Origin of the sequence: Pedobacter petrophilus (genome assembly GCF_009674725.1) — a bacterium.
Taxonomy (GTDB): domain Bacteria; phylum Bacteroidota; class Bacteroidia; order Sphingobacteriales; family Sphingobacteriaceae; genus Pedobacter; species Pedobacter petrophilus.
Genome location: NZ_WKKH01000004.1, coordinates 75,724 through 101,426, shown reverse-complemented (window position 1 = coordinate 101,426; position 25,703 = coordinate 75,724). Strand labels below are relative to the sequence as shown.

Sequence of the window (25,703 nt, the reverse complement as noted above, 5' to 3'; positions counted from 1 at the left end):
TAAGAGTTACCCTATGGCTGATGTAAAACCAGATATCATTTTAAAATACTTTCCAGACCTAACCGAGAAGCAGATTGCTCAGTTCTCGCAGTTGTTCGATCTATATAGTTACTGGAATGCTCAAATTAACGTGATATCCAGAAAAGATATTGAAGAATTGTATGAACGCCATGTTTTACATTCCCTGGGAATAGCCAAAGTTTGTACTTTTAAAGCTGGGGAATCGGTTTTGGATGTTGGTACTGGTGGTGGTTTTCCGGGCATTCCATTGGCAATTTTATTCCCTGAAACTGAGTTTCATCTTGTAGATTCGATCGGCAAAAAGATTAAAGTAGTTAAGGAGGTGGCTTCAGCCTTAGGATTGGATAATCTGCAAGCTGATCACCTGAGAGCAGAGCAGATTAAAAGTAAGTTCAACTTTGTGATATCAAGGGCTGTTACCCGTTTGGGAGAATTCTACCCCTGGATTCAAGGCAAATTTAAAAAAGATGCCATAAACGCCATTCCTAATGGAATTCTTTACCTAAAGGGCGGCGATTTAGCAGAAGAAATTAAAGAATCAAAACTGAAAGCAGAATTGTATCCGCTTTCAGACTATTTTGAAGAAGATTTTTTCGATACTAAATTTGTGGTGTATGTGCCACAATAGTAAATCCAATTGCTTTATTAAAAAGTCATTTCAGTTTTTTCCGGAATTTTAGTTTTATAGCCTATTTGGGTTTTTAATCCATAAAAAAATATTTGGTTAATTGTTAAGTATCTGTTTTTGAATTTATTATGTTAATTTTTTGTCCTAATCAGGAATATGATTCCTGATTAGGCTTATTTTTTTTATATTTGCTTTATGATTCAGCGAATTGGAAAAAATAAATTAAAACAGTTGGCCTCTAAATTTAGAGTAGTTGCTGTTGTCGGGCCAAGGCAAAGTGGCAAAACGACAATTTGCAAAATCACTTTTCCACGTAAACCATATGTATCATTAGAAAACCCGGATGTAGCTGATTTTGCCATCAGTGATCCAAATGGGTTTTTAAGACAGTTTAAAAATGGAGCTATTTTAGATGAGGTGCAAAAGCTACCACATTTATTTTCATATATTCAGCAAATTGTTGATGAAAACAATAAGGCTGGTTTTTTTATACTTAGTGGCAGCAATAATTTTTTAATGCAAGAAAGTATATCGCAAACTTTGGCTGGCAGGGTAGCATATCTTCATCTGTTACCATGCAGTTTGAAAGAATTAAAAACAGCTAAGTTGTTATCCGGTTACGAAAACCACATCTTTAACGGAGGTTACCCAGAACCTTTATATAAAAAAATTACTGCTACAGATTGGTACCCCAATTATATCAATACCTATATAGAAAGAGATGTTCGACAACTCAAGAATATAACGAATTTAGCTTTGTTTATGAAGTTTTTACGTTTGTGTGCAGGCCGGACGGGACAAATTTTAAATATGCAATCATTAGGAAATGATTGTGGCATTGATGCTAAAACGGTACAGGCATGGCTATACATTTTAGAATCGAGTTATATAATTTACCTGTTGAAACCATTTTATAATAACTATAATAAACGGATTATTAAAGCCCCAAAACTTTATTTTTATGATACAGGGGTAGCTTGTAGTTTACTGGGTTTGCAAAATAAAGAGCAGCTGGCTTTTCATCCAAGTATTGGGGCATTATTTGAAAACATGGTGATCATAGATTTACTTAAGCAACGTTTAAATAAAGGTTTGCAAGATAATCTATATTATTGGCGGGATAAGACAGGTAATGAACTTGACGTTCTGCTTGATACTGCAACTGCTGTTACTGCTATTGAAATTAAGGCGGGTGCTACTATGAATACTGATTATCAAAAGGGCTTATTGTATTTTAAAAGTGTTGCAGGTGATAAAAAAGATATAAAAACTTTAATCTATTATACTGGTTCAGCTACTCAAAACCGAAGTAATGGTATTGTCGTAAATCCCTGGGAAAAAGTTATATTATATAAATAAACTGAAAGCAGAATTATATCCGCTTTCAGACTATTTTGAAGAAGATTTTTTCGATACTAAATTTGTGGTGTATGTGCCACAGTAATGTTTAGCTTTTTGGAAGTACTTCTACATAAACTACCTCTTTTTTAGCAGGTGATTTTATCTGTAAAGGCTCAATAATTTTAATAGTTAATTCTTCTGGCTTACCTACAGTTTTCGCATCCTTAGCTGGCTTGATAATGCTTCGCGATTCTTTTGCTTTTCCCTTAGGCTCAACCGGAGGGGGTGGTGGAAGTGAAGGAGTATTAGGCGATTTCGGAAGTTTGAAATTTGGTTTTAAAGGCGGCCGTGGAGGTGGTGGCGGTACTTGTTTCGATCCTTTCGTTTTAGTTTCCGGCGCAGTTGGAACTGGTGCTATCTTAATTTGTTTAACATTTTTCTTTCTTGTAGTATCCTGAAGAGTTATTGTAAGTCCGGCACTTTTTTTCGGATAAAGATCCACCACTCCGTAATTCTTGGTGAATGCCATCGTTGATGCGCAAAGTAATGCTCCTGTAACAGGTAATACCAACAGCAATCTGAGCCTTGCCCATTTCGCAGATTTTTTCTGATTTAACATGTTTATTCTTCTTTTTAAAATGGATGAATTAAATATCTGATTCGTTAATTGGATAGATTGGTTGCCATACGAATTTTGGATCAGGAACATTGCATATTCATATTTTTCGATTCCTTTACCTGTGGTTTCTTCGTCGGCAAGGTATTCATGTAATAGTTTAATGTCGTTTTTAAGCCAATAAATAATTGGATTAAACCAGTTTAGGCTTCCAATAATTTCTAAAAACAATACATCTAGACTGTGTTTTTGCCTGATATGAGTCATTTCATGATGCATTATTGTATTTATATGCGGTAATTCAGGATCAATAAACAATAAATTGAAAAATGAAAATGCAGATTTTGTATTCTTTAATTCTATAATGGTGACGTCATTTTCAATTCTGACATTTGATCGTTTAAGTAGCCTAAAAAGGTTTTTAAATCTCCAGGCTAGCCTTGATAGAAAAAATATTGCCAGGAGCGAATAAATAATAAAGATAATTTGATCGATAGTTAAGATACTTGTGCTGGCCTCGGTTTTTTGATTGATCATTATTTGACTTTCTACACCGTTTGTTTGCAAAAATCCCAACTGGAAAAAAGGAATCGTGAAAGCCATTAAAGTACTTAAAATCAGAAAATATCTGTTTAAAGTATAAAAGGTTTCCTTGTGCAGAAATAATTTATAGAACCCATAAAATATAATGAGGTACAAGTTGGCTTCAAGTAGATAACATATTAAATTCATGATTGATCTTTTTTAAGTTTTTCTGCAAGCCGAATTAATTCAGTTAATTCATCATTGCTCATAATCTTATCTTTTACCAGGAATGAAACGAGACTTTCGTACGAATTTTCAAAATAATTGTTCATCACCTTATCAAGGGCAAATTTTTTATAATCTGCTTCTTTGATAACAGGGAAGTAGATATAAGTGTTACCTATCGCTTTATGGTCTACAAATCCTTTGCCTTCTAAAACCCGAATCACCGTAGAAACTGTATTATATGCAGGTTTAGGTTCGTTCATTTTTTCAATCACATCTTTAACCAGCGCTTCTTCCATTTCCCAAAGAATCAGCATAATCTGTTCTTCAGCTTTAGTCAGTTCTTTTATCATTTTAACTATTTATATAGTTTGCTTAATTGAAGGTACGACTATAAAAATAGTTTACAAACTATTTTTATAGTTTAATTTTAAATAACTGTAAATCAAATAGATAATTTTATGTGTGAAATTTTATTGCATAAAAAAACCTGCCTTATGGGCAGGTTTAGATTTTTTAATGAAAACTATCTATGTTAGTTTTTCATAATCATTTTATCTTTAAGCGATTGTTGCAGGCCTGTTTGCTGATCGATGTTTTTAACGACATCTAACACAGTAGCCGCGGCATTGCTGAAGAATTGTTTAGTGATGGTAGAATATTCATCTGTTGCTTTGTGGTAATCTTTATGGTCTTCTACACCAAAATAGAGGAATGGAACATCCTTTGCATTAAATGCACCCTGGTCACTTTGGTTTGTCCAGTCATCATGACCAAGTTTTGGATCATCATGCCCTAAAGAAACTTTAATGTCTTTTCTGGTGGTATCAATGTACTTTTTCAGATTTGGGTATTTAAAGGTGCCACAAACATATAGCTCAGCTTTTTCACTGTGGCCAATCATATCCATATTTAAGTTTACGGCAACTGTACCGATCGGCACCGGTGGATTGGCAACAAAGGCTTTAGCGCCTTGCAAACCCATTTTTTCGGCATCGAAAGAAGCAAAAATGATGGTATTATTAGGTTTGTTTTTCGCGAAGTAAGCCGCAATTTTTAATAATCCGGCAGTACCTGATGCATTATCGTCTGCGCCGTTAAAAACTTCATCTTTAACAATACCTAAATGGTCATAATGTGCAGAAACTACAATTATATTATTTCCTTTACCCGGAATGTATCCGATTACATTAGTACCGTTTACTTTCGCCCCGTTTCTTGAATTAAAAGTAAATTCTTGAGCATAATTAACATTTTGAGGATAAGATTTTAAGCCTAATTTTTGAAATCTTGCTGTAATATAAGCTCTGGCCATTTCTGCACCTTTAGTGCCTGTTTTTCTACCTTGATAAGCATCAGACGAAAGAACTTCAACATCTTTTAAAAGTTGTGTATCTAGTTTTTCCGTAACTGTAGAAGTTTGATTTTTAACTGATGAACAGCAGCTTAGCATCATAGCTAAGGGGATAATATATAGGATTTTCATAGGTTAAGTGTTGGCTACCAATATAGTTTTAAAAGGTTGGGATATAATTTAAATTTTTCATCCGCAGATAATAATGTCGCATCATTTTCTATGGCTGTCGAAATTAATAGTCTGTCGAACGGATCCTGCAGTAGCCTGATTGTGTATATCTTCTATTGTAATACTGATATACGTTAGTTTACCAAGAGATTGTTTTATGGAAATTTCGAACAAACTTTTTTGGCTAAAATAGATCGTGTTCTCCAGGTTTTGAATGACGTCCATTACTGATGATGGTATTTTTGGATTGTTCTCCTGAAACCAAATTTGGCAATGGGTATCTAAAATGTAATGATTGGATGGCATTACATATATTCTTTTAAATCATCTAATGGTTCATCAAAATCATCAGCTATAGCTATTTTGCCTTTAAATGCACCAGGAATTCTCTGTGCAATTTCCGGTTGTTCATTTGTGAGAAAAGTTACGATCACATCGGTTTTTGAACTAACTGGTGCCTTTTCTTCTAAAATAATTTTTCCTTCCTCGTAGTATCCTTTTACCGTAGCTAACATAATTCTGGCTTCTTAAACAAATATACGTTTTTAGTAATCTTTTTCAAACGTCGTATTGCTATTGATTAAATACCCTGTAGGGTTATAAAAGTTGGTTTGATAGGTAATGAACATATCAATAAATTCAGGTTTGCCCATAACCCATAACCCATAAGCTTTCTAAGCCGCTACTTCCCTCAAATCTACTGCTACAACTCTTGATACACCTTGTTCTACCATAGTTACACCGTAGATAATATCAGTGCTGGCGATGGTACGTTTGTTATGCGATACAATGATAAACTGCGACTGATCAGAAAACTTACGAATAATATTATTGAACTTGTCAATATTCGTATCATCAAGTGGGGCGTCAACCTCATCGAAAATACAGAATGGAGCTGGCTTTAACAGGTAAAGTGAAAACAGAAGGGCAGTGGCCGTAAGTGTTTTTTCGCCCCCTGATAACTGGTTAATTGAAAGCGGTCTTTTGCCTTTCGGGCGAGCAATAATGTCTATATCGGCTTCCAGTGGGTTGTTAATGTCTGATAAGATTAAGTCGCAGCTATCTTCTTCGTTAAACAGCGAGCGGAACACGACGATGAAATGTTCGCGGGCCTGAGTAAAAGCATGCATAAACTTTTCTTTTGCGGTATCATCAATCTCTTTAATGGTTTGCAACAGGTCTGTTTTGGCCGCATTTAAGTCTTTTTTCTGGTTTTGAATAAATACATAACGCTCCTCCATTTCTTTGAAAGCTTCCATCGCCATAGAGTTGATGGCACCAAATTCATCCAGCTGGCGTTTCATTTTTTCTACTTTCTGGCGAATTTCAAATTCACTTTCCAGCGCTGCTATGTCCGTTTCTGTTTCCAAAAGATCGTTGATGTCGATGTTAAATTCAACCGCCAAGCGTTCTTTCAGCGAGTTTAAATCTATTTTAAGTGTGTTCTTCTTATCCTTAATTTCAGTTAAAAGAAAGTCTGTTTCCTCGCGGTTTTTACGGATATTCGTGAGGCTGTTTTCCAACTCGTTAATATTCCCCTTGCGATCAAAATACTCTTTTTCTGCTTCAGCAAGCCCTTTTTCCATCTCTTCCCGCTGTTGATACATTTCTAAAAGTGTATCATCGCTTAGATCTGTGTGTTGAAGAGTCGCCGTAATTTGTAACAATGTTTCCTGCAACTCTTTATCATTTTGGGCAATTCTTTTATCTAAAGCTTCTTCCTGAACGAACCGATAATCAAGATCTTTTTCCAGGCTTGACAATTTATTTTGCTGTTGATGAAAACGAATATTATCCTGATTGTATTTTTGAGCACTGTCATTTACCTGATCTGCAATGTCCTGATAATTTAACTGTTGCTCCTGCAGGTTTACATGATCTTGTTGCTGTTTCTTTTGCAATTCGATCAGTGCTGGTAACTTTTCGGAAAGGGACTTTTCAATGGAAACAATCTTTTGGGCGATATCTGTTTTACGGTTCTCGCTCGTCGTAATAAACTCCTGATACTGGTCGCGACGCGTTTGAACAAAGATTTGTTCGTTACTCAGGCGGTTAAGCTCCTGTTGTATGGTGTTGATTTGGTTGACTTTAGATGCATCTTTTAATTGCAAAATTTGTTCCGTGGCAGCAGAAATAGCTTGATTATATTGATTGATGAGCGATTCAGACTGTTTAATTTCTTTCGCTAAATTTTCTAAATTTTTCGCACGACCGATTCTTTTTCCTTCGAACAAACCAACGGAGCCACCTGATAAGGTAAATTTGGTCTGGGCATATTTTCCATTTTTAGCCAGGATGGTTAAACTTTCAGCTGGTGATTTTTTAAAAAGACTTTCCTGCTCATCAGTTGCGAGGTACACATTTTGCAGGAGTAGATTGCAAAGGTGCTGGTATTTCTTATCAACTTCGATCACAGCAAGTGCGGAAATTAAACCTTCATGATGGCTTACGGGCAAGTTTCTCTCCTGAATATGCTCCAAAATGAAAAAATTTGCTCGCCCGCGGGTAGCATCCGTTAAAAGATTAACAGCCTGAAGGGCATCTGCATAGTAATCAACCACGTAATGGTTCATCACTGGTTCCAGGTAATTTTCTATCGCAATGCGATAATCTTCGCTGCAAAATAAAACATCTGAGAGGAGCAAAGCATTTTTTGCAAAAGCATTGTTCTTCTTAAGGAAGCGTATCGACTCTGGAAAGCCTTCCAGACTATCTACCAGCGATTTAGTAAGGTTGTACTCATTTTGTTTAGCATCTTTTTTACGGTTTTCTGAAGTTAGTTTTTCCTTGTTTGAAGTCAGGTTAAGATCGCTTTCCGCCAGTTGTTCCTTTAAAATTTCTTCTGTTTCTTTTAGTTGCTTAATGCTTTGCTGCTTTTCAGTGATCTGAATATCGAGTTCCGCAAGTGCATGGTCGAATGCTTTAAGCTCCAGCGTTTTGGTTTCCGTATCATCAACATTTCGATTGGTTTCCTGTACCAAAGCATCTTTCTGAATGTTGAAAATATCAATCTCTTTTTGGGCCTGATAAACCTGGTTTTGTAATTCACTTAAGGATTTAACCAGGTTGTCGGTCCTGTTTTTTTCGATTTGTTGCTGCTCTCTTAAAGTATCAAGTGCAGATTTTAGTGTTTTTAAATCGCTTTCCAGACGGTTAAAAACTTCCGTTTCTGTTAAAACCTCTTCATTTAATCGCTTAATGTTGTATTTAATGTGATTGAGTTGATTTTTATCTTTTTCCAGTTCGCCAGCCAAACGGGTTTCTTTTTCCTGAAGGAAGCGCACCTGCTCGTTTTTTACTTTCTTTTCGCTCTCGTAACTGCGGATTTTCGAAACTAACTCATTGGTAGCCTTTTGTTGTACTGAAAGGTTTTTTTCCTGATGTATGCTCCCCAATTTTAGCTTTTGCAAGTCGGCCTCGGTTTGATCAATCCTGGTGCTCAGTTCCGTTCTGGCTACCTGTTGATTTTGTTCCTGGGTCTCCAGGACATTTAAATCAGTACGAAAGAAAGCAATTCTATGCGTAGCCAATTGAATACTGAGTTCGCGGTATTGCTCTTTTAACTTATAATAACGTTCGGCTTTTCGGGCTTGATTTTCGAGTGTTTTTAAATTCTTCTCAATCTCGAAAAGTAGATCTTCTACGCGTTCTAAATCGGCTTCCGTATCTTTTAACTTGTTGAATGTTTGTTTTTTGCGGAGCTTATATTTCGAAATTCCCGATGCTTCTTCAAATAATGAACGGCGGCTGTGTTCTTTATTGGTGATGATCTCGTCGACCATTTTCAACTCAATAATAGAATAACTATCTGAACCAATGCCAGTATCAAGAAAAAGGTCTGTGATGTCTTTCAAACGGCATTGAACATCATTTAAACGATATTCGCTGTCGCCATTACGGTACAATTTCCGGGTTACCGTAACCTGTGAATAAGCAGTTGGAAGGATGTTTTTCGTATTGTCGAAACTGAGAGACACTTCAGCCAACTGTGCTTGTTTGCGGTTTTTAGTGCCATTAAAAATGATATTTTCCATCTTCTCAGACCGTAAAGCTTTGGTGCTTTGCTCGCCTAAAACCCAGCGCATGGCATCAATTACATTCGATTTGCCACAACCATTCGGCCCAACAATAGCCGTAACTCCTTCATTAAAATTGATGGTCACCTTGTCGCCAAAGCTCTTAAAACCCTTAATTTCTAATTTGGTAAGTTGCATGGTTTTATAAAAGGAACAGAACTCAATAATAAGGATAAATTTTGAAAATTTAGGGTGGAAGTCAAAAGTTTACCAGGTGTTTTGATTATTTCAAAGGTGAATGTACATCTCAATACCCTCAATAAATGTAAAAAGTTCTACAGTTAAAACATTCCAATCCAATCCTAGGTACTATTGATAGTTAAATTACAGTTTTGTATAAAATTTAAAAATATACTGATATGGAATATAGAAGATTAGGTAAATCTGGCCTACAGGTAAGCGCATTAGGTTTAGGAAGTTGGCTAACTTTTGGTGCTCAAATTAGTGATAAGGTGGCTGATGAACTTATGGGGATTGCTTATGATGCTGGTGTAAACTTTTTCGATAATGCTGAAGGTTATGCAGAAGGAAAATCTGAGATCGTGATGGGCAAAATTCTTAAAAGCCAGGGTTGGGAAAGAGATTCTTTTGTGGTGTCGAGTAAGGTTTTCTTTGGGGCTGAAAATAAGGGGCCAAATCAAACGGGCTTATCTCGTAAGCATGTAACGGAGGCTTGTCATGGTGCACTAAAGCGTTTGCAAGTTGATTATTTAGATTTATATTTTTGCCATAGACCGGATAAAAATACACCAATTGAAGAAACAGTTTTAACCATGAACACCTTAATAGAACAAGGTAAGATTTTGTATTGGGGAACCTCTGAGTGGAGCGCTGCCGAGATTACGGAAGCTATTGCTGTTTCAAAAGACTATAGAATAATTGGCCCGACAATGGAACAGCCACAATATAATTTGTTCGAAAGGAAGAAAATGGAAGATGACTTTTTGCTTCTTTTTCGCGATCATGGGTTAGGAACAACGATTTGGTCTCCGCTAGCATCCGGTTTACTTTCCGGTAAATATACCAATGGAGATGTAAAAGATACTCGATTGGCTGATGTAAAATTAGGTTGGCTTAAAGAGAATGTGATGCAAGCCGATAGACTTCATAAAGTGGAAAAATTGCAAGAAGTTGCCGATAATCTTAATGTATCGTTAGCTAAATTCGCTCTGGCCTGGTGCTTAAAAAATCCAAATGTTAGTTCTGTAATTTTGGGTGCATCAAAAAGCGCACAGCTTAAAGAAAATTTAACCGCACTAGAAGTGGTTCCATTGTTAACCGATAAGGTAATGGAAAAAGTAGAAGAAATTATGGGCACGAAGCCAGTGTTGAGTCAGTTTTAAAAAAAATGGGAGTAGTGATTTTTTACTAAAACTACTACTCCTACTTTGGCGATTGTTGGTAAATTGTTTAACCCATGTTGCCAAGTATGCCTTATTAGATTATTATTTGTCCTTTTCCATCATAGTTAAAAGACCAAGTTGTTGTACTTTCTGAAGCCAAAATTTCATTGTAATAATGAATTTCAGTATATTTTCTATAATTATTTTTTGAAAGCGAACGGTAAAAAAACTCATCCAATAACTGTAATCTCTTACAAGGATTAATAGAATTGTCATAGTCTTCAAAAGTTCTAATAATTCTTTCTCCTTTATTTATTCCATTTTGTTGCCTGAAATATTCTGAGCTAATTAAATTTCCATTTATATCGTAATCAAATTTTTCTAAGTATGTTAATATATAGCTGTTCGGATCAGTTGGGACGTAAGGTAGATTAGGAAAAAAAGTTTTTATTTCAGTAATATGTTTATCCGAATAATTAAATGTCTGTTTTTTGAGCAAATAATTATTTTCATTAGCGATCTCTTTCTTTTCAATTTGATTCAGATCATTTAGAGTAAAATATTTTGTATTTAATACTGTACTAAAATCGGCTGATGAAGAAAAGTCTTCTACAGTAACATTTTGGCCTGAATAAACTAATGTAGTGTATATTTTATCCGTAAACACTTTACCGTTACCTGATGAAATAGGGATTGTTAAATCACCTCCAATTTTTTTAATAAGTCTTGAATACGTATCATATTCAAAGTTAAATGTTAAGTCTGGATTATTATTGTATAATGGCGAACCCGGATAAAATACATTCGTCCTCATTTTCTTTATCAATGGCTCATTAAAGGGATTGTTTTCGATAGAATTCTCAGTTTTAGAGCAAGAAACTAGAAAAATTCCAATAAATAAAAATTTAATTATGTGTTTCATGTTTTTAGCGTTTGGGTTTAAGAAGTATCTGGAAAAAGGGCTAAATTTTAAACTATACTTCTTTATATTTAAGAACTTTATTATTAATTTCTCAAAATCATCAGCTTTGCAAACTTTAACAAAAGCTGTTTATTCCCTAACCCTTGGAAAAACACCGTTGCCTTAATATCAGGTAAGTTTCCTTCTAAACTGATAATTTTACCGAAGCCAAATTTTTCATGCTCCACTTCCATACCGCCCTGAAATTCATGGGGTTGTGATGGTGTGAAACCCGGTGTAGGTATGTGCGCTTTCGCTAGTAAAGAGGTCGTTTTCGGACGTGGTGGCGGTGCAGACGTAGTCGTGGCTGGTTTCGGTTTGCTAAAGAAATCACGGGGTTGTGAAGTCCAGGTTTTACGTTCATCGTCGAAATTGCCTTCAATCATATTGCTTTTTGAAGGTTTGACATCTAACTCCAAAAATTTTGGGTTAATTTCATTAATGAAACGACTTGGTTCACAGTTTGTTAGTGTTCCCCAGCGGTAACGCGATGTGGCATAAGTAATGGTTAATTTTATCTCTGCACGCGTGATCGCTACATAAAATAAACGTCGTTCCTCTTCTAAATCGGAGCGAGAGTTTACCGACATTTGCGATGGGAAAAGGTTCTCTTCCAACCCAACAATGAACACATTTTTAAACTCCAAACCTTTGGCGGAGTGAATCGTCATTAACGAAACCGTGTCTTTGTTTTTGTCGCCGTCTTTATCATCATTGGTTAAAAGCGCTACATCCTGCATAAAGATATCCAGACCTTTTTCTTCGATATCTTCACGCTCCGCGAACTCTTTTATACCGTTTAATAACTCCTGAATATTCTCATATCTGGAGCGGCCTTCCACACTATCATCGGTATAAAGTTCTTTTAAAATTCCGGCATGTTGTGCAATAAATAAAGCAGAATCATATGCATCTAACTTTTTAGCTTCAGCCTGAAAGCTTTGAACCATCATCGAAAAATCATTCAGTTGATTCGCTAAGCGACCATCGACATATTGATGGGCATTGGAAATTACATCCCACATCGTTACGTTATTCTGATCAGCAGCTACAATAATTTTATCAATGGAAGTATCACCAATACCACGTTTTGGGTAATTAATTACCCTTTTTATGGCCTCTTCATCCTTCGGATTGAAGGTTAAACGGAAGTAAGCAATTAAATCTTTAATCTCTTTACGTTGGTAAAATGACTGTCCGCCGTAGATTCTATAAGGAATATTTAGCTTTCGTAAACCTTCCTCCATCGCCCTGCTTTGTGCATTTGTTCGATATAGAATGGCAAAGTCGCTATGTTTGTAGCCCTTTACTCCACGTTCCTGAATGATGGATTCTGCAACCAGTTTCCCTTCTTCGTTATCCGTAAAAGCACGGGCAACTTTGATTCTGTCGCCTTCGGCATTTTCAGAGAAAACGTTTTTCTCTAACTGGTTTTTATTATTGGCAATGATGCTGCTTGCGGCATCAACAATGTTCTGTGTAGAGCGATAGTTCTGCTCTAGTTTATATACTTTTAAATCAGGATAATCGCGTTCGAAATTTAAAATATTTTGAATGTTCGCACCACGGAAAGCATAGATACTCTGTGCATCATCACCCACCACACAAATATTTTGGTAAGCTGCAGCCAGTTTTTTTACAATGGTATACTGCGAAAAGTTAGTATCCTGGTACTCATCTACCATTAAATAGCGGAACTTCTGCTGGTATTTATTTAAAACGTCCGGATGTTCTTTTAATAAGATATTGGTTTTGAACAGTAAATCATCAAAATCCATCGCGCCAGCCCTAAAGCAGCGTTTAGCATATTGCTCATAAATTTGTCCGATAAGCGGACGTTTATTCTGAATATCCTCTGCCTGAATCTGGTCATTTGCCTGGTATTCGCCCCAGGAAATCAGATTATTTTTTGCTGAAGAGATTCTACCAAAAACGAAGTTGGCTGCATATAATTTGTCATCGAGTTGCATTTCTTTCAAAATGGCACGGATTACACTTTTGCTATCATCGGTATCGTAAATGGTGAAGTTATTTGGATAACCAATCTTCTCTGCCTCAACTCGTAAGATTTTTGCAAAAACGGAGTGGAAGGTTCCCATCCAGATGTTTTTTGCCTCAGCACCAACCACTTTTCCGATACGCTCACGCATATCTTTACTGGCTTTGTTGGTAAAGGTCAAAACAAGAATATTAAAGGGATCAGTACCGGTTTGAATTAAGTGCGCCACACGATAAGTAATTACACGTGTTTTGCCCGAACCAGCACCCGCAACAATCATTACCGGTCCTTTTGTATTTTCTACTGCTGCTCTCTGTTGTGGGTTTAATCCTTCTAAATAGTCCAAATTGGCTCCTGTTTTTTTGAGGCTCAAAAATAACAATTCTCAGGTCTTTTCTCGAAAGGTGTTGGTAATTAGTTTCTCATTTGTGTAGGGATAGGGTTTCTGATTATCTGGCAGGGCTTTTAGATAGGTGCATGAAATTTTTCCGCTTGACCTCACCCAGGAGGTTAATGATTGATATAGCTAAATGAATAGAGAAGGATTAATTTTTTTCGTCCCTGAGGCATTTGAGAAATATAAGTTATAAGTGGAGGGGGTTGGGCAGCAAGCCTGTTTTACATTATTGTAGGTAAATATTCGGCTATGTTAAAAAATGACTTAGATGGTAAATGTTTATTTAAGCATTTATCCTTTCACCAGTTATTTTTCTACCATATAATGCATCTGAGAAAATATAAGCTGTAGCAGCTATGGCTGTAAAAGCTGCTCAAATTTTAATCAAACTAAAATTTGATAGTGCTGTTATTGAGCATATAAATAATGAGTAACATGTCAAATAATACGATTATATGCATTTCATCAACCGTAAATGCAATCTGCCTCAATTTAAGAGAACTTTGAACTACATCCAATCTTCCCGACCACTTTCTACCTGGTAAAGCCAGTAATTCACCAGCTGTTTAATCTCCGAGAAGTTGCCATATTTGAAACTGATTTGCCCTGCTGCAGTATGTAAACATAGGTGACCAACATCTATGCTTCTGTGCCATGGGTATTGTGAAGTTGTAATGGCCTGAATCTTCGATGGTATCAAAATTTCATTGGAAATATCCCATATTCCACTTGTTTTAATCACAAATTCCTGGTTAACTGAAAGTCGGTGTTTCCGGTAGCTGATGAAAATCATTAAAAAACCGATCACAAAATAAAGAAGCGCGAAACCGATAAATGGCTTCAGTTCCGGGATTTTGAATGCTATAACCAGAAAAATAGCAATGGGCAATACCAATTTGAAAAAGACGGGCAAATTCAAAAAACGCCAGTCGGGAATAAAAGTTTTGCCTTTTAATGGCACTTTCCCTAGAATCATTTTTAAGAGTTCATCCCGTTCAGGGGGATTGCAGCCTACAATTTCTAAAGTGTTTCCCTGCATTTCATCACCTTTTTTATTCCCGCCAAAATGTGCCTGCTTCAAACTCATGTTCAGCATATTCAACCTTTTCTGAAAATAATTCTGGCTATATCTGGTTAGCTGCACTTTGTTCGGACTGATCAGCGTATTCTTTTTTGCAATTAATCCGGATGATAAAAGGAGGGAATGCTTATGCCGGATAATTTCCAATTCAAAATGTTTGTAAAACGTGCGCCCTATATTAAAGATCAGAAATGCAAGGAGGAGAACGGCAACAATAATGGCGAGTGAAAATATAGTTGTAAAGCTCAGGAAAGTACTTTTTACTATATTTTTATCAATATCAAATACCTCCATGATATGTCTGGCCTCCTGTATCACGTATAAAAAGAAGGCTGTTATGAGGGCTAAACTTTTTCCATAGTTTGAGGTTAATCCTACTTTAAACAAGGTCCAGGAACTGATCTTTAATATTCCTTCAGGTTTATCAGGTGCAACATCTTCCGGATAGTGTTCTGTTGTTGCTAACCGGCTACTCAGTAAATGATCTTTTAAATTATAGGCTGAAACCTCATCTATTGCTTTAATACTCACTTCTTCGCCTTTAGCCCCTGCGGTATCTATTTTCAATCCGTAAACGCCGATAATCTTTTGCAGAATACTTTGATTAATATTTACCTGTTGAATCTTATCCAGCTGAATAATAATTTGATCCCGGTTGAAAATGCCCTTATTCACCACAAATTCCTGCTTGTCTTTATCCAGAAAAAAGGTGAACTTAAGGTAAGAGAAGTAAGCGTAAATCAGGCAAAGAAGCACCACAATTCCTATTCCCAGGAGGGCGTACCGACTGTATGCCCCGCCCATTTTGATGAAAGCATAAACCAAAAAGAAAAATAGTGCTTTTGTAACCTGTATAAGGGTATGAACTGCCATCACAATAATGCCTAAAGCCGATTCACGCTGGGGTTGACTAAAATCTCTATCCATGTAGCGCCTCTGGATCAGTGGAAGGTTGGTGAATTAAATCAAGTTTTTGCAAGAGCAAGTCTCTGATGCTTTTTGCTTCGGCTATTGGAATACCAGAAATATGGAGATGGCCACTATGGCCGCCTGCAGTAAATATTTGTAAAGAACCTAAATGATACATTCTGGAAAATATAGACTCGTTAAGTTCTATATGTTGAATTCGGTTTAACGGAACAATCGTGGTAGAATCTGAAATAATGCCGCTTTTATAAATTAAATCTTTAGTCCTTAACGCATAACCTCGTTTTTTAAAGCTGATGTAAAAAAGTAGGGTAGAGATAACTATAATAGCGGCATAGGCGCTGATCATCAGGGCGATGTAAGGTCTGAAATCATCAACAAAAAAAAGGAGTAAAGCGATTCCGATAGCCAATGGAAGGAAAAATAAAACCAGGTTAATACACATGATTTTCCAATAATCCGGATGTAGTTTTTTTAACACTACCTGCTCAAATTTAGGAAGCGTACTGATATCTATGGCTTCATTAGTGAAATTTTCTGTGAGCATGGCTTTAAAGGTATAAACAATTTAATCTCTTTTAAGACTCATTGCAGTTGTTTAAGTTACCTGGCTACGATAAATTTTTTGGCAGTATTATATTTACCAGAGTCTGAAGTAATCTTGAAAAAGTAAATTCCGGGCACCAGGTAGGTGGTATTGATTTCGAGCGTATGTTTTCCGGTATTTAAATATTCATTTACAACAGTTTTAACCAGGCGGCCCATTAAATCAAAAATCTGAACGTTAATTTTATCTGTTTCTGGTAAAACGATGTCTAGAGAAGTTTGAAAAGCTGCAGGGTTTGGGTAGTTTTGAGATACAATAAACATGAGGAACTTATCAAAGATCGCCTTATTGATGGCATCAAATATTACATAGCTGATGAGTCTGTAACCACGGGCATTCGGGTGGAATGCATCCTGATAAAGCGAAAAATCTCGTCTCATGGCCGCATTGATGTCTGCCAGATAAATTTTATATTCGGTTACCAAACGTTTGTAAATGGTGTTTAGCGCCCTGATATTGGCATTTGCAGATACCAATGATGCATTATTTCTATCATCTACATTTTGTAGAGTACACAAAATTGGAATTAGGTTTTGCTTTAAGCTGATGGTAATTAACTGACGCATATTGGCCTCAGATTCTGCTAAGCTCCCTCTGCCATTGCTAATGGCAAGTGCATCGTTAATTCCCATTGAAATGACGATGAAACCTGTTCGGTCTCTTACAGAATTATCAATCCTTAGTAAACCCTGAAGCGTAGTCTGGCCACCGATTCCCTGATTGGTAATATCCACCACCTTATTAACATAGCAGTTTTCAAAGTTACTTTTCAGCATATCTTGAAAACCGACACCGCCTACTCCTTCAACCGTACTGGCACCGAAGGTTACAATATTGATACTGTCTTTTGCGTAAAATTTGGCTGCTTCAGGACAGCTGACCCGAGGTGGATTCTGAGCAAATGCAACAACAGAAATACCTAAAGAAACCAGCAACAGCAGAAAAGAAATTAATCTCGTGCTAAATTTCATTACAAATGATCATTCTGGTTGATTTTTAGTATATCTGTTAAAGTCGCAATTTACAAAAAAATGAATTAAAACGATTTATGTAAAATACTTTTTCTTACTCCAAAAAGGCAATCTGGTTCAGGTTTAAACTTAACGGTCAGCTCTTTAAAAATGAACTCAAAATTTATCGTGTTGAATGTGATTATTTTGATTGGTTTAAATCTCAATTCATTAATTCGCCGATGCCTTTTGGGTGAAAACCCTATATTTGTCCAAATTCATTTTGTTATGCAAGAGATTAAAAATTATGTAGAAACGCACAAACAACGCTTTTTAGATGAGTTGTTCGAATTATTGCGTTTCCCATCGGTTAGTGCCGATCCAAAATATAAAGATGATGTACTAAAAACGGCAGATTATGTTGCCCAAAAATTGAAAGATGCCGGCGCAGATCATGTAAAAATTTGTCCTACGGCTGGTTATCCGATAGTATATGGTGAAAAAATAATTGATTCTTCATTGCCAACGGTTTTAATTTATGGTCATTACGATGTGCAGCCGGCAGATCCCTTAGAACTTTGGCATACACCACCTTTTGAACCAACAGTACGCGATGGTAAAATCTACGCCCGTGGTGCCTGTGATGATAAAGGACAGTTTTACATGCATGTAAAGGCTTTTGAATTGATGATGGAAACGAATACCCTTGCCTGCAACGTGAAATTTATGATTGAAGGGGAGGAGGAAGTTGGTTCTGCAAATCTTGGTATTTTTGTTAAAGAAAATGCTGATCGCTTAAAAGCCGATGTCGTTTTAATATCCGATACTTCGATGATCAGCATGGAGCATCCTTCAATTGAAACCGGCTTACGTGGTCTGGCTTATATGGAAGTTGAGGTTGTTGGCCCGAACCGCGATTTACATTCTGGTGTTTATGGCGGAGCAGTAGCAAATCCTGCAACCATCCTTTGTAAAATGATTGCATCTCTGCATGATGAAAATAACCACATCACTATTCCTGAGTTTTATGATAAAGTTGTGGAATTGACAGATGACGAGAAAAAAGCATTAAATGCTGCTCCTTATGATGAGGCAGAATATACAAAAGACTTAAACATTGAAGAAGTTTGGGGCGAAAAAGGCTATTCGACGTTAGAACGGACCGGTACAAGGCCAACTTTGGAAGTGAATGGTATTTGGAGTGGTTACATTGGCGAAGGGGCGAAAACCGTTTTACCAAGTAAGGCAAATGCTAAAATTTCTATGCGTTTAGTGCCAAATCAAAGTTCGGAAGAGATTGCTGAGATTTTTACCAAACATTTTGAGCGTATTGCACCTAAAAATGTAAAGGTAAAAGTTACGCCGCATCATGGTGGTGAACCGGTAGTTACACCGACAGACAGCGTTGCTTATCAGGCTGCCGAAAAAGCAATCGAAGATAGCTTCGGTAAAAAAGCAATTCCAACGCGTGGTGGTGGAAGTATCCCGATTGTAGCATTGTTTGAAGACGTATTGGGAATTAAATCAGTGCTTTTTGGTTTCGGTTTAGATAGTGATGCATTACATTCGCCAAACGAGAAATACGATATTTTCAACTATTATAAAGGCATCGAAACCTTGCCTTTGTTCCACAAGTATTTTGCAGAGTTAAGTAAATAAGCTTTGCTGAGGATGCAATCTGTAGCATCTTATTGAAATTTTAAGAATCTCTCTATTCATCTAGAGAGATTTTTTTGTTTTAACCAGCCGACCAATTCGCCTTTAGTCGTAGTTTAGCAACAAGCAATTTACATCTGGCTGTAACAGCTTCCAGTTATCTCGCAGATTGCAACCTGGAAATTCAGTTGTGCGGAAAAGATTGTCATGCATGATCCGTTTCACAGAATATTTTTCTAAATTGTACCCATGAAATACTCAATCTCATCTCTTTTACTCTTAGCAGGATTTGCATCATTCGCTCAATCTACTAAAACGATTCAGCAATCTGGTAATCCTATTTTTAAAGGCTGGTATGCAGACCCTGATGCAGCCATTTTCGACAATAAGTATTGGGTTTATCCTACTTATTCTGCAAAATATAAAGAGCAGGTTTTTTTAGATGCTTTTTCTTCTGATGACCTCGTTTCCTGGAAAAAACACGAACATATTTTAGATACTTCGGCAGTTAAATGGGCCAACAAAGCCATGTGGGCTCCAGCCATTGTTAAGAAAGATAAGAAATACTATTTGTTTTTTGGTGCCAACGATATTCAGAACGATGAGGAAATAGGGGGAATTGGTGTTGCGGTTGCGGATCGGCCAGAAGGACCATATAAAGATCATTTGGGAAAACCTTTGGTAGACAAGTTTCATAATGGTGCCCAGCCAATAGATCAGTTTGTTTTTAAGGATAAAGACGGGCAGTATTACCTTATCTATGGTGGCTGGAAACACTGTAATATTGCGAAGCTTAATAAAGATTTTAGTGGCTTTCTGCCCTTTGAAGATGGAACCATTTTCAAAGAAATTACGCCGGATAAGTATGTGGAAGGCCCGTACATGTTCATTAAAAATGGTAAATATTACTTTATGTGGAGCGAGGGTGGTTGGACTGGACCGGATTATTCAGTGGCCTATGCCGTTGGTGATTCTCCTTTCGGACCATTTAAAAGAGTAGGTGCTATTTTGAAACAAGATCCGGCAATTGCAACGGGAGCAGGGCATCACTCTGTGATTATTAATGAGAAAAAAGGCACTTATCATATCGTATATCACCGCCGTCCATTAACAGAAACGGACGGGAACCATCGCGTAACCTGTATCGATGAAATGAAATTTGATGCTAATGGACTGATCTTGCCCGTTAAGATTACAAATGAAGGTGTTAAAGCTCAAAAAGTAAAATAAAGCTATTTTCGTTCCCGATCAGAGCGTCGGGAACGAAAAATTAACTGGCTTCTAAAATGGTTTTCTCCTGCTTTTTATCGAGTAAACTAAATCCATAGGCGCATAGCATAAGTATACAGGCTAATCCAAACCAAAGCCAGTTATAGCTTAAGTGCCTGGCAATATAAAAGCCTGCAAATGGTCCTACAACTTGTGCGCAAGACCAGCTCAAGGTATAGCCGGCAGCATATAATCCACGGTTATGCTCATTACTTCTGCTAATGACTACAGTATTTATAAAGGGTAAAACAAACATTTCTCCAATGGTGAAAGTGATAATGGTTAACACTGCCATTGCGATATGGAAAATAAACGGTGCGCTCAATAACAGATAAGATATGGCGAAGAAGATTGAGCCGATAATGATAAAAAACATTGGCGATTTTTTCTTTTCTATCTTATTGATCATGATCATCTCAAACAAAGCGATAATGGCACCATTTATACCAATGATCATACCGATTGCAAATTCATCGATATGCCATTCTTCCTTAAAAAACACAGGTACTACCCTAAACATCAGGAAGGCACAGGTAATAAAAACGGTAGTCAGCAAGATAAATTTAACGTAAAAAGCATCCTGCCAGGGCTTCGTAATCACCATACTGCCACGATTTTCTTTCGCTTTTTTCATAAAATCCTGCACTTTTGGCAAAAGGAACATAATGCCTGCGCCCACCAGTATGCTAACTGATCCCTCCACAATAAACAAAAGTTTATAATTAAAGGAGGCGATTACGCCAGCCATGCTAATGCCAACCGACCAGCCAATATTTACGGCCAATCTATTTAAGGAATAAGAACGGGTAATGGTATCTTTTTTAGCATAATGCGCCACTGCGGTGAAATTTGCAGGCCTGAAAGCTTCAGAAAAGAAGCTAATGACCACAGCTAAAATGCAAAGACTTGAAAAATGGGTAATGGTCGAGAATATGATGAATAATATTCCACCAATAATAGAGGACAGGATTTGAACAGGCCTGAATCCAATCAGATCAGTGAGTTTTCCGCCGGTTGCAGAACCTAGAATAGATCCCACACCAAACAGGGTGATGATTAAGCCGGCATCCATTTCCGTTCTGTGCAAACTTTGGGTAACATAAAGCCCCATAAAAGGAACAGCCATGCTGCCGCAACGGTTAAACATCATAACAATACTCAGCAGCCAGGTTTCACGGCTTAAACCACTAAAAGAAGATTTATAGGTATTGAGAATGAGTTTAAACATTATATTGTTTGTTCTAGCGTACAAAAGTACTAAAGCGCTGGAAATTTGAGGCTAAATATTATGATATATATGCGTTTACTTTTCGCGATATAATTGAAGGAACTGGTGGGGAATTTTACTATTCTTTATATCTTCCGGTATTCTTTTAACGCGCTAGTCTATTCAACTCCATGTACCAAACCCAAAACCTTAAGGAACAACTGCAAAGCATTAGTAATGATTTAATTTTGCCGGGCGATTTCCATGATAAACTCGTGCCTGCTATAACTGCTTACACTAAACTCTTATTTGATATTGGTAAAATAGAACCAGAGAAAAACGGAGAACGGAATGATGTTAAATTGCCGTTTGGTCATGCGATTGGGACTTTTTGGGCTGCTAATTGTGTGAAGGAAGTGCTGAGGACGCAGCGTTTTGTTAGGGGATTGTATGAAGCGGTTCAGGATAAACTGGCTCAAAAAAGTGGTCCGGTGCATGTTCTATATGCTGGTACCGGTCCTTTTGCAACTTTAGCCCTTCCGGTAATGGCTCAGTTTAGTGCAGATGAAGTTCAGTTTACTTTACTTGAAATTAACGAAACGAGCCATAAAAAGTTGTTGGATGTGATTAAAGCTTTCGATTTAAATAAATACATCAGGCGAATCGAAATCACTGATGCTACCACTTGTATTTTGCCAGATACTGATGTGGATATTGTGTTAAGTGAAACCTTAAACCGGGCGCTTATCACCGAGCCACAGGTTTTTATCATGCTTAATCTGGCCAGTCAATTGGGTGAAAACGTGATCTTTCTTCCGGAAGAAATTACAGTTAATTTAAGTGAAAAGAAGAAAAAAGAATCTGAACCCAGGAAAATAAAAACACTGATTAATTTTAACCACAATAAGATGAAAGATATTATTAGGCAATCTGAAAAATATCATTGGGTTTTCGATGAAGTGGGTGTAAACATAGGTGATGTTGAGCCAGGTAACCTTTATTATACCACAGAAATTAAAGTTTACCGTAATAATTTTCTTGGTTATGAAGATTCTTCATTGAACTTATTAGAACGGGTAAAACTGGATCAGGAAGATGCGAAAGCGGTTACCTTTAAATATTATGCCGCTGGTAAGGTGGGTTTTAGTGTTTATTCAAATAATGTGCTAAGCACCTAGCAATCTGTCAATGTACCGAAAGTTGCTAAACAGGTAAATGATTTTTTTATTTAAAGGGATTTTACTCAATTTAGCGGCAGAATAGATATGCCGCCAGAGAAAAGAATTCCTTCAGATAAGAAAACAGTAGCCAGAAAACCTGTTGAAAGAAAACCAACTTCCCGAAAGCCTGTAGGAAAGAGAAAGAAGCAAAGTTTCCTTTCTGCAAAAATGAAGGTGGCTATTGCTGCTTTACTACTAATTTTGCTGTCTCCTTTATATTATGGCTATGTTTTAAATGGTTTCGTTGCCACTTGGAGGTGGATGAAAGATTTAGGGCAGGATCCAAATTACCGTACTTACAAGAGTTTCAATATCAAGATACCTAAGAAATATTCTATTCACGGGATTGATGTTTCATACTATCAAGGTAAAATAAACTGGCCTAAAGTAAAGGCCATGAAGGAAGATGAGGTAAAGATTAGTTTTGCCTTCATCAAAGCCACGGAAGGAATTTTACAAGTTGATCCTTATTTCCAGCGCAACTGGCGTGAAGCACCGAAGGCAGGAATTGTTTGTGGTGCCTATCACTTTTTCCGGCCTAAAAAAAGTGGCAGCGCACAAGCGAAGTTTTTTTTGCAAGTGGCCAATGTAGAGAAAGGCGATTTACCCCCTGTGGTTGATGTTGAAACTTTAGATGGTGTTACGCCGTTAAGAATGAGGTTAGAACTTTCAGATTTCCTCACTTATGTGGAAATGAAAACAGGAGTAAGGCCTATTATTTATACGGGTTTAAAGTTTTATGAAGATAATTTGAAAGGTAAATTAGACGAATATCCGTTATGGATTGCACATTATTACCAGCCAAGGCTGCGTCTGGATAAAAGCCGCTGGAAATTTTGGCAACATTCAGACAAAGCCAAAATTAACGGGATTGGCCACGTGGTAGATTTCAATGCCTTTAATGGAGACAGTACCACGCTCGCAGAAATGCTCGTAAAATAGTTTAATGAATCGCCTGTTATTAATTAGTTAAACTAAACCGTCCAGCTTTCACATTCTTCGAGGAAAAATTCATCGGCTTCTGCACCAATTCCTGGAAGCTCAGGAACATCAAGGAAATAACCATTGTAGGTTAAGCCATCAACCACCGGATCTACCAGGTGCCCAAGCAAGGCGGTATCAAGGTCAAAAAACTCTATATTCGGGCTTGCTAAAGCAAAATGTAAGTTAGCACTTAAAGCAATCCGGCTTTCGAGCATGCTTCCAATCATACATTTAACACCTTTTTGTAAAGCCTCTTCATGAATTTTCTGTGCTTCTAAAATTCCGCCAGATTTAGAAAATTTAATATTCAGATAAGTTGTAGACTGGCTATTAATCAGTTTACGCGCGTCGTGGTGGTGGTAACAACTCTCATCAGCCATTAATTTGATTGGCGAATTTATATTCAATTCTGGTAATTTATCGTCAAACCAGGTCCGCATGGGCTGTTCGCAGAATTCGATGTTGTATTTTTCCAGTTCTCCCAGGGCGAACAAAGCATCATCAAAACTCCATCCCTGGTTAGCGTCCAGGCGCAAAATCATTTCTTCACCAACTGCAGCTCTTATCTGTTTTACACGCTCAATATCATCCTGAACCTTCTTTCCCAGTTTGATTTTTAAAATCCTGCAACCATGACTTTGGTATTTTAACGCTGTGTTTGCCATCCCTTCTGGTGTATCAATACCAATGGTCATATCCGTTTCGATGGTCCTCTTTGTTCCACCGAGAAATTGATAAAGCGGCAAGCCAGCGTGTTTTGCAGCAAGATCAAACAAAGCCATATCGAATGCACTTTTAATGGTGCTGTTATGATCGGCATAAGCCAAAAGGTCATTCATCCGTTCTGGAATCTCCAACGGATCTTTTCCTTTTATAATGGCTGCAAAATCTTTTGCCATGGCAATGCAGGTTTCCTGTGTTTCGCCAACAATCATCGGGAAGGCAGAGCATTCGCCAATTCCGTGAATACCTGCATCGGTATAAATTCTTATTAAAACATTTTGCGCAAAATGCATGGTGCCTGTTGCAATAACAAAAGGTTCCATCGGGATACTAAAGCGATATATTTCGGTATGTGTAATTTTCATCTTCTATCTTTCTCTAATTCAAAACGTAATCTGTCTGATTCTATAATGTTCTTTAAATCTTCTTCTTTTGGAAGGTATAATAGATATTTGCTGGCGAAAAGCTGATTATGGTCATTTAAAACGGAGTACTTAACAATGGTTTCATCTTTCTCCGAACAAAGCAATAATCCAATCGTTGGGTTATCACCTTCGTTTCTTTTAAGGTCGTCATACATTCTTACATACATATCAATTTGACCAATGTCCTGATGATTCAAAGTGCCCGTTTTAAGGTCTATAATTACAAAACATTTTAAGATATAATTATAAAATACAAGGTCGATGTAAAAGTCTGATGTATCCGTAACGATGTGTTGTTGCCGGGCTACAAAAGCGAATCCTTTCCCAAATTCGAGCAGGAATTTCTGTAAGTGATCAATGATAGCACTTTCCAGTTCTCTCTCAGAATTTTTTTCATTTGGATTTAAACCCAGAAATTCGAAAATGTAGGGGTCTTTTAAAAAATTTTCAATTTCTTGTTTGGTATCTGCTAATACATTGTGAGATATCACTCTTTCAAAGGCGAGGGCATTGATCTGTCGCTGTAATTCTCTGCTGTTCCAGTTAGAGGTGATGGATTCTGATAGATAATAATTTCGTTTTTCTTCAGTTTCTATTCTGGATAAAAGTCTATAATGTGTCCAACTCAATTCGTGACGCAATGCGTCACGAATTGGAAATGCTTTGAAGAAACTTCTGATATTTCTTAAATTACTTTCATCAAATCCCTTCCCAAACTCAAGCGTAAGCTGCTGTGAAAGGTTTTTTAAGGTGCTTTTTCCATAATCTGCCCGTGCTTTACCATTCTGTTCATCCTCCACAATCAGCTTGCCAATTTGCCAGTAAGACTCCAGCAATGCAGAGTTTGCTGCCCGGAAAACTTTCAGGCGGGATTGAATAATAATTTCCTTAACAATACTAAATAAATCGCTCTTTGATAATTCCATGAACACGAATTGATTTTCATCTAAAATAGAAAAACAAAAACTAAAACAAACCACGTTTGTAGATAATTAAT

General features: G+C 37.0%; 20 protein-coding genes. 7 read left to right on the top strand and 13 right to left on the bottom strand.

Features of this window, described 5'->3' with window-relative positions; translation table 11 throughout:
- The first annotated feature begins 13 nt into the window (after positions 1-13).
- Entirely contained in the window at positions 14-649 is a 636-nt protein-coding gene (rsmG, locus tag GJU39_RS03705; protein WP_154279348.1) for a 16S rRNA (guanine(527)-N(7))-methyltransferase RsmG, read from the top strand.
- A gap of 195 nt (positions 650-844) precedes the next feature.
- The gene (locus GJU39_RS03700; protein WP_154279347.1) at positions 845-2,008 is read left to right on the top strand and encodes an ATP-binding protein; all 1,164 of its coding nucleotides are present in this window, start codon (positions 845-847) and stop codon (positions 2,006-2,008) included.
- A gap of 88 nt (positions 2,009-2,096) precedes the next feature.
- On the opposite strand, the gene GJU39_RS03690 is transcribed toward GJU39_RS03700, so the two are convergent.
- The 5 genes from GJU39_RS03690 to smc all read right to left on the bottom strand — a co-directional run bounded on the left by GJU39_RS03690 (position 2,097) and on the right by smc (position 9,095).
- Positions 2,097-3,338, bottom strand: coding sequence for a M56 family metallopeptidase (locus GJU39_RS03690; RefSeq protein ID WP_154279346.1), 1,242 nt, complete (start codon positions 3,336-3,338; stop codon positions 2,097-2,099).
- Positions 3,335-3,709, bottom strand: a complete 375-nt coding sequence (locus GJU39_RS03685) for a BlaI/MecI/CopY family transcriptional regulator (protein WP_154279345.1) — start codon at positions 3,707-3,709, stop codon at positions 3,335-3,337. The genes GJU39_RS03690 and GJU39_RS03685 overlap by 4 nt, the downstream gene beginning before the upstream one ends.
- A gap of 182 nt (positions 3,710-3,891) precedes the next feature.
- Positions 3,892-4,842 (bottom strand): M28 family peptidase, encoded by a 951-nt coding sequence (locus GJU39_RS03680; RefSeq protein WP_154279344.1) that lies wholly within the window; start codon positions 4,840-4,842, stop codon positions 3,892-3,894.
- A 344-nt stretch (positions 4,843-5,186) separates the two neighbouring features.
- Entirely contained in the window at positions 5,187-5,396 is a 210-nt protein-coding gene (locus tag GJU39_RS03675; RefSeq protein ID WP_154279343.1) for a DUF2281 domain-containing protein, read from the bottom strand.
- A gap of 159 nt (positions 5,397-5,555) precedes the next feature.
- Positions 5,556-9,095, bottom strand: a complete 3,540-nt coding sequence (gene smc, locus GJU39_RS03670; protein WP_154279342.1) for a chromosome segregation protein SMC — start codon at positions 9,093-9,095, stop codon at positions 5,556-5,558.
- A gap of 221 nt (positions 9,096-9,316) precedes the next feature.
- Between smc and GJU39_RS03665 the strand changes: the two genes are divergently transcribed.
- Positions 9,317-10,300 carry a potassium channel beta subunit family protein gene (locus GJU39_RS03665; protein WP_154279341.1) on the top strand — a complete coding sequence of 328 codons (984 nt, stop codon included), beginning with the start codon at positions 9,317-9,319 and terminating at the stop codon, positions 10,298-10,300.
- Positions 10,301-10,394: 94 nt separating this feature from the next.
- Here GJU39_RS03665 and GJU39_RS03660 read toward each other — a convergent pair whose 3' ends face one another.
- From GJU39_RS03660 to GJU39_RS03640, 5 genes are all read right to left on the bottom strand, one after another.
- The gene (locus GJU39_RS03660; protein ID WP_154279340.1) at positions 10,395-11,222 is read right to left on the bottom strand and encodes a hypothetical protein; all 828 of its coding nucleotides are present in this window, start codon (positions 11,220-11,222) and stop codon (positions 10,395-10,397) included.
- Between the two features lie 83 nt (positions 11,223-11,305).
- Positions 11,306-13,606, bottom strand: coding sequence for an ATP-dependent helicase (locus tag GJU39_RS03655; protein ID WP_154279339.1), 2,301 nt, complete (start codon positions 13,604-13,606; stop codon positions 11,306-11,308).
- A 559-nt stretch (positions 13,607-14,165) separates the two neighbouring features.
- Positions 14,166-15,665 (bottom strand): PH domain-containing protein, encoded by a 1,500-nt coding sequence (locus GJU39_RS03650; protein ID WP_154279338.1) that lies wholly within the window; start codon positions 15,663-15,665, stop codon positions 14,166-14,168.
- Positions 15,658-16,212, bottom strand: a complete 555-nt coding sequence (locus GJU39_RS03645; RefSeq protein WP_154279337.1) for a PH domain-containing protein — start codon at positions 16,210-16,212, stop codon at positions 15,658-15,660. The genes GJU39_RS03650 and GJU39_RS03645 overlap by 8 nt, the downstream gene beginning before the upstream one ends.
- A 56-nt stretch (positions 16,213-16,268) precedes the next feature.
- The gene (locus GJU39_RS03640) at positions 16,269-17,243 is read right to left on the bottom strand and encodes an SGNH/GDSL hydrolase family protein (protein ID WP_154279336.1); all 975 of its coding nucleotides are present in this window, start codon (positions 17,241-17,243) and stop codon (positions 16,269-16,271) included.
- A 267-nt stretch (positions 17,244-17,510) separates the two neighbouring features.
- Between GJU39_RS03640 and GJU39_RS03635 the strand changes: the two genes are divergently transcribed.
- Together GJU39_RS03635 and GJU39_RS03630 are read left to right on the top strand one after the other, a co-directional pair.
- Positions 17,511-18,881: a dipeptidase gene (locus tag GJU39_RS03635; protein WP_154279335.1), complete on the top strand. Its 1,371-nt coding sequence runs from the start codon at positions 17,511-17,513 to the stop codon at positions 18,879-18,881.
- Between the two features lie 246 nt (positions 18,882-19,127).
- Entirely contained in the window at positions 19,128-20,108 is a 981-nt protein-coding gene (locus GJU39_RS03630; protein WP_154279334.1) for a glycoside hydrolase family 43 protein, read from the top strand.
- 40 nt (positions 20,109-20,148) lie between these two features.
- On the opposite strand, the gene GJU39_RS03625 is transcribed toward GJU39_RS03630, so the two are convergent.
- A complete protein-coding gene (locus GJU39_RS03625; RefSeq protein ID WP_154279333.1) occupies positions 20,149-21,375 on the bottom strand; it encodes an MFS transporter in 1,227 nt (408 codons plus the stop codon).
- Between the two features lie 170 nt (positions 21,376-21,545).
- Between GJU39_RS03625 and GJU39_RS03620 the strand changes: the two genes are divergently transcribed.
- Complete coding sequence (locus GJU39_RS03620; RefSeq protein ID WP_154279332.1) at positions 21,546-22,532, top strand: SAM-dependent methyltransferase; 987 nt, start codon at positions 21,546-21,548, stop codon at positions 22,530-22,532.
- A gap of 87 nt (positions 22,533-22,619) precedes the next feature.
- Positions 22,620-23,516 carry a glycoside hydrolase family 25 protein gene (locus GJU39_RS03615; protein ID WP_154279331.1) on the top strand — a complete coding sequence of 299 codons (897 nt, stop codon included), beginning with the start codon at positions 22,620-22,622 and terminating at the stop codon, positions 23,514-23,516.
- A 32-nt stretch (positions 23,517-23,548) separates the two neighbouring features.
- Here GJU39_RS03615 and GJU39_RS03610 read toward each other — a convergent pair whose 3' ends face one another.
- Both GJU39_RS03610 and GJU39_RS03605 read right to left on the bottom strand, forming a co-directional pair.
- On the bottom strand, positions 23,549-24,646 hold the full coding sequence (locus GJU39_RS03610) for a mandelate racemase/muconate lactonizing enzyme family protein (RefSeq protein WP_154279330.1): 1,098 nt from the start codon (positions 24,644-24,646) through the stop codon (positions 23,549-23,551).
- On the bottom strand, positions 24,643-25,632 hold the full coding sequence (locus tag GJU39_RS03605; RefSeq protein WP_154279329.1) for a PDDEXK nuclease domain-containing protein: 990 nt from the start codon (positions 25,630-25,632) through the stop codon (positions 24,643-24,645). Before GJU39_RS03605 ends, GJU39_RS03610 begins: the two co-directional genes overlap by 4 nt.
- Between the last annotated feature and the right edge of the window lie 71 nt (positions 25,633-25,703).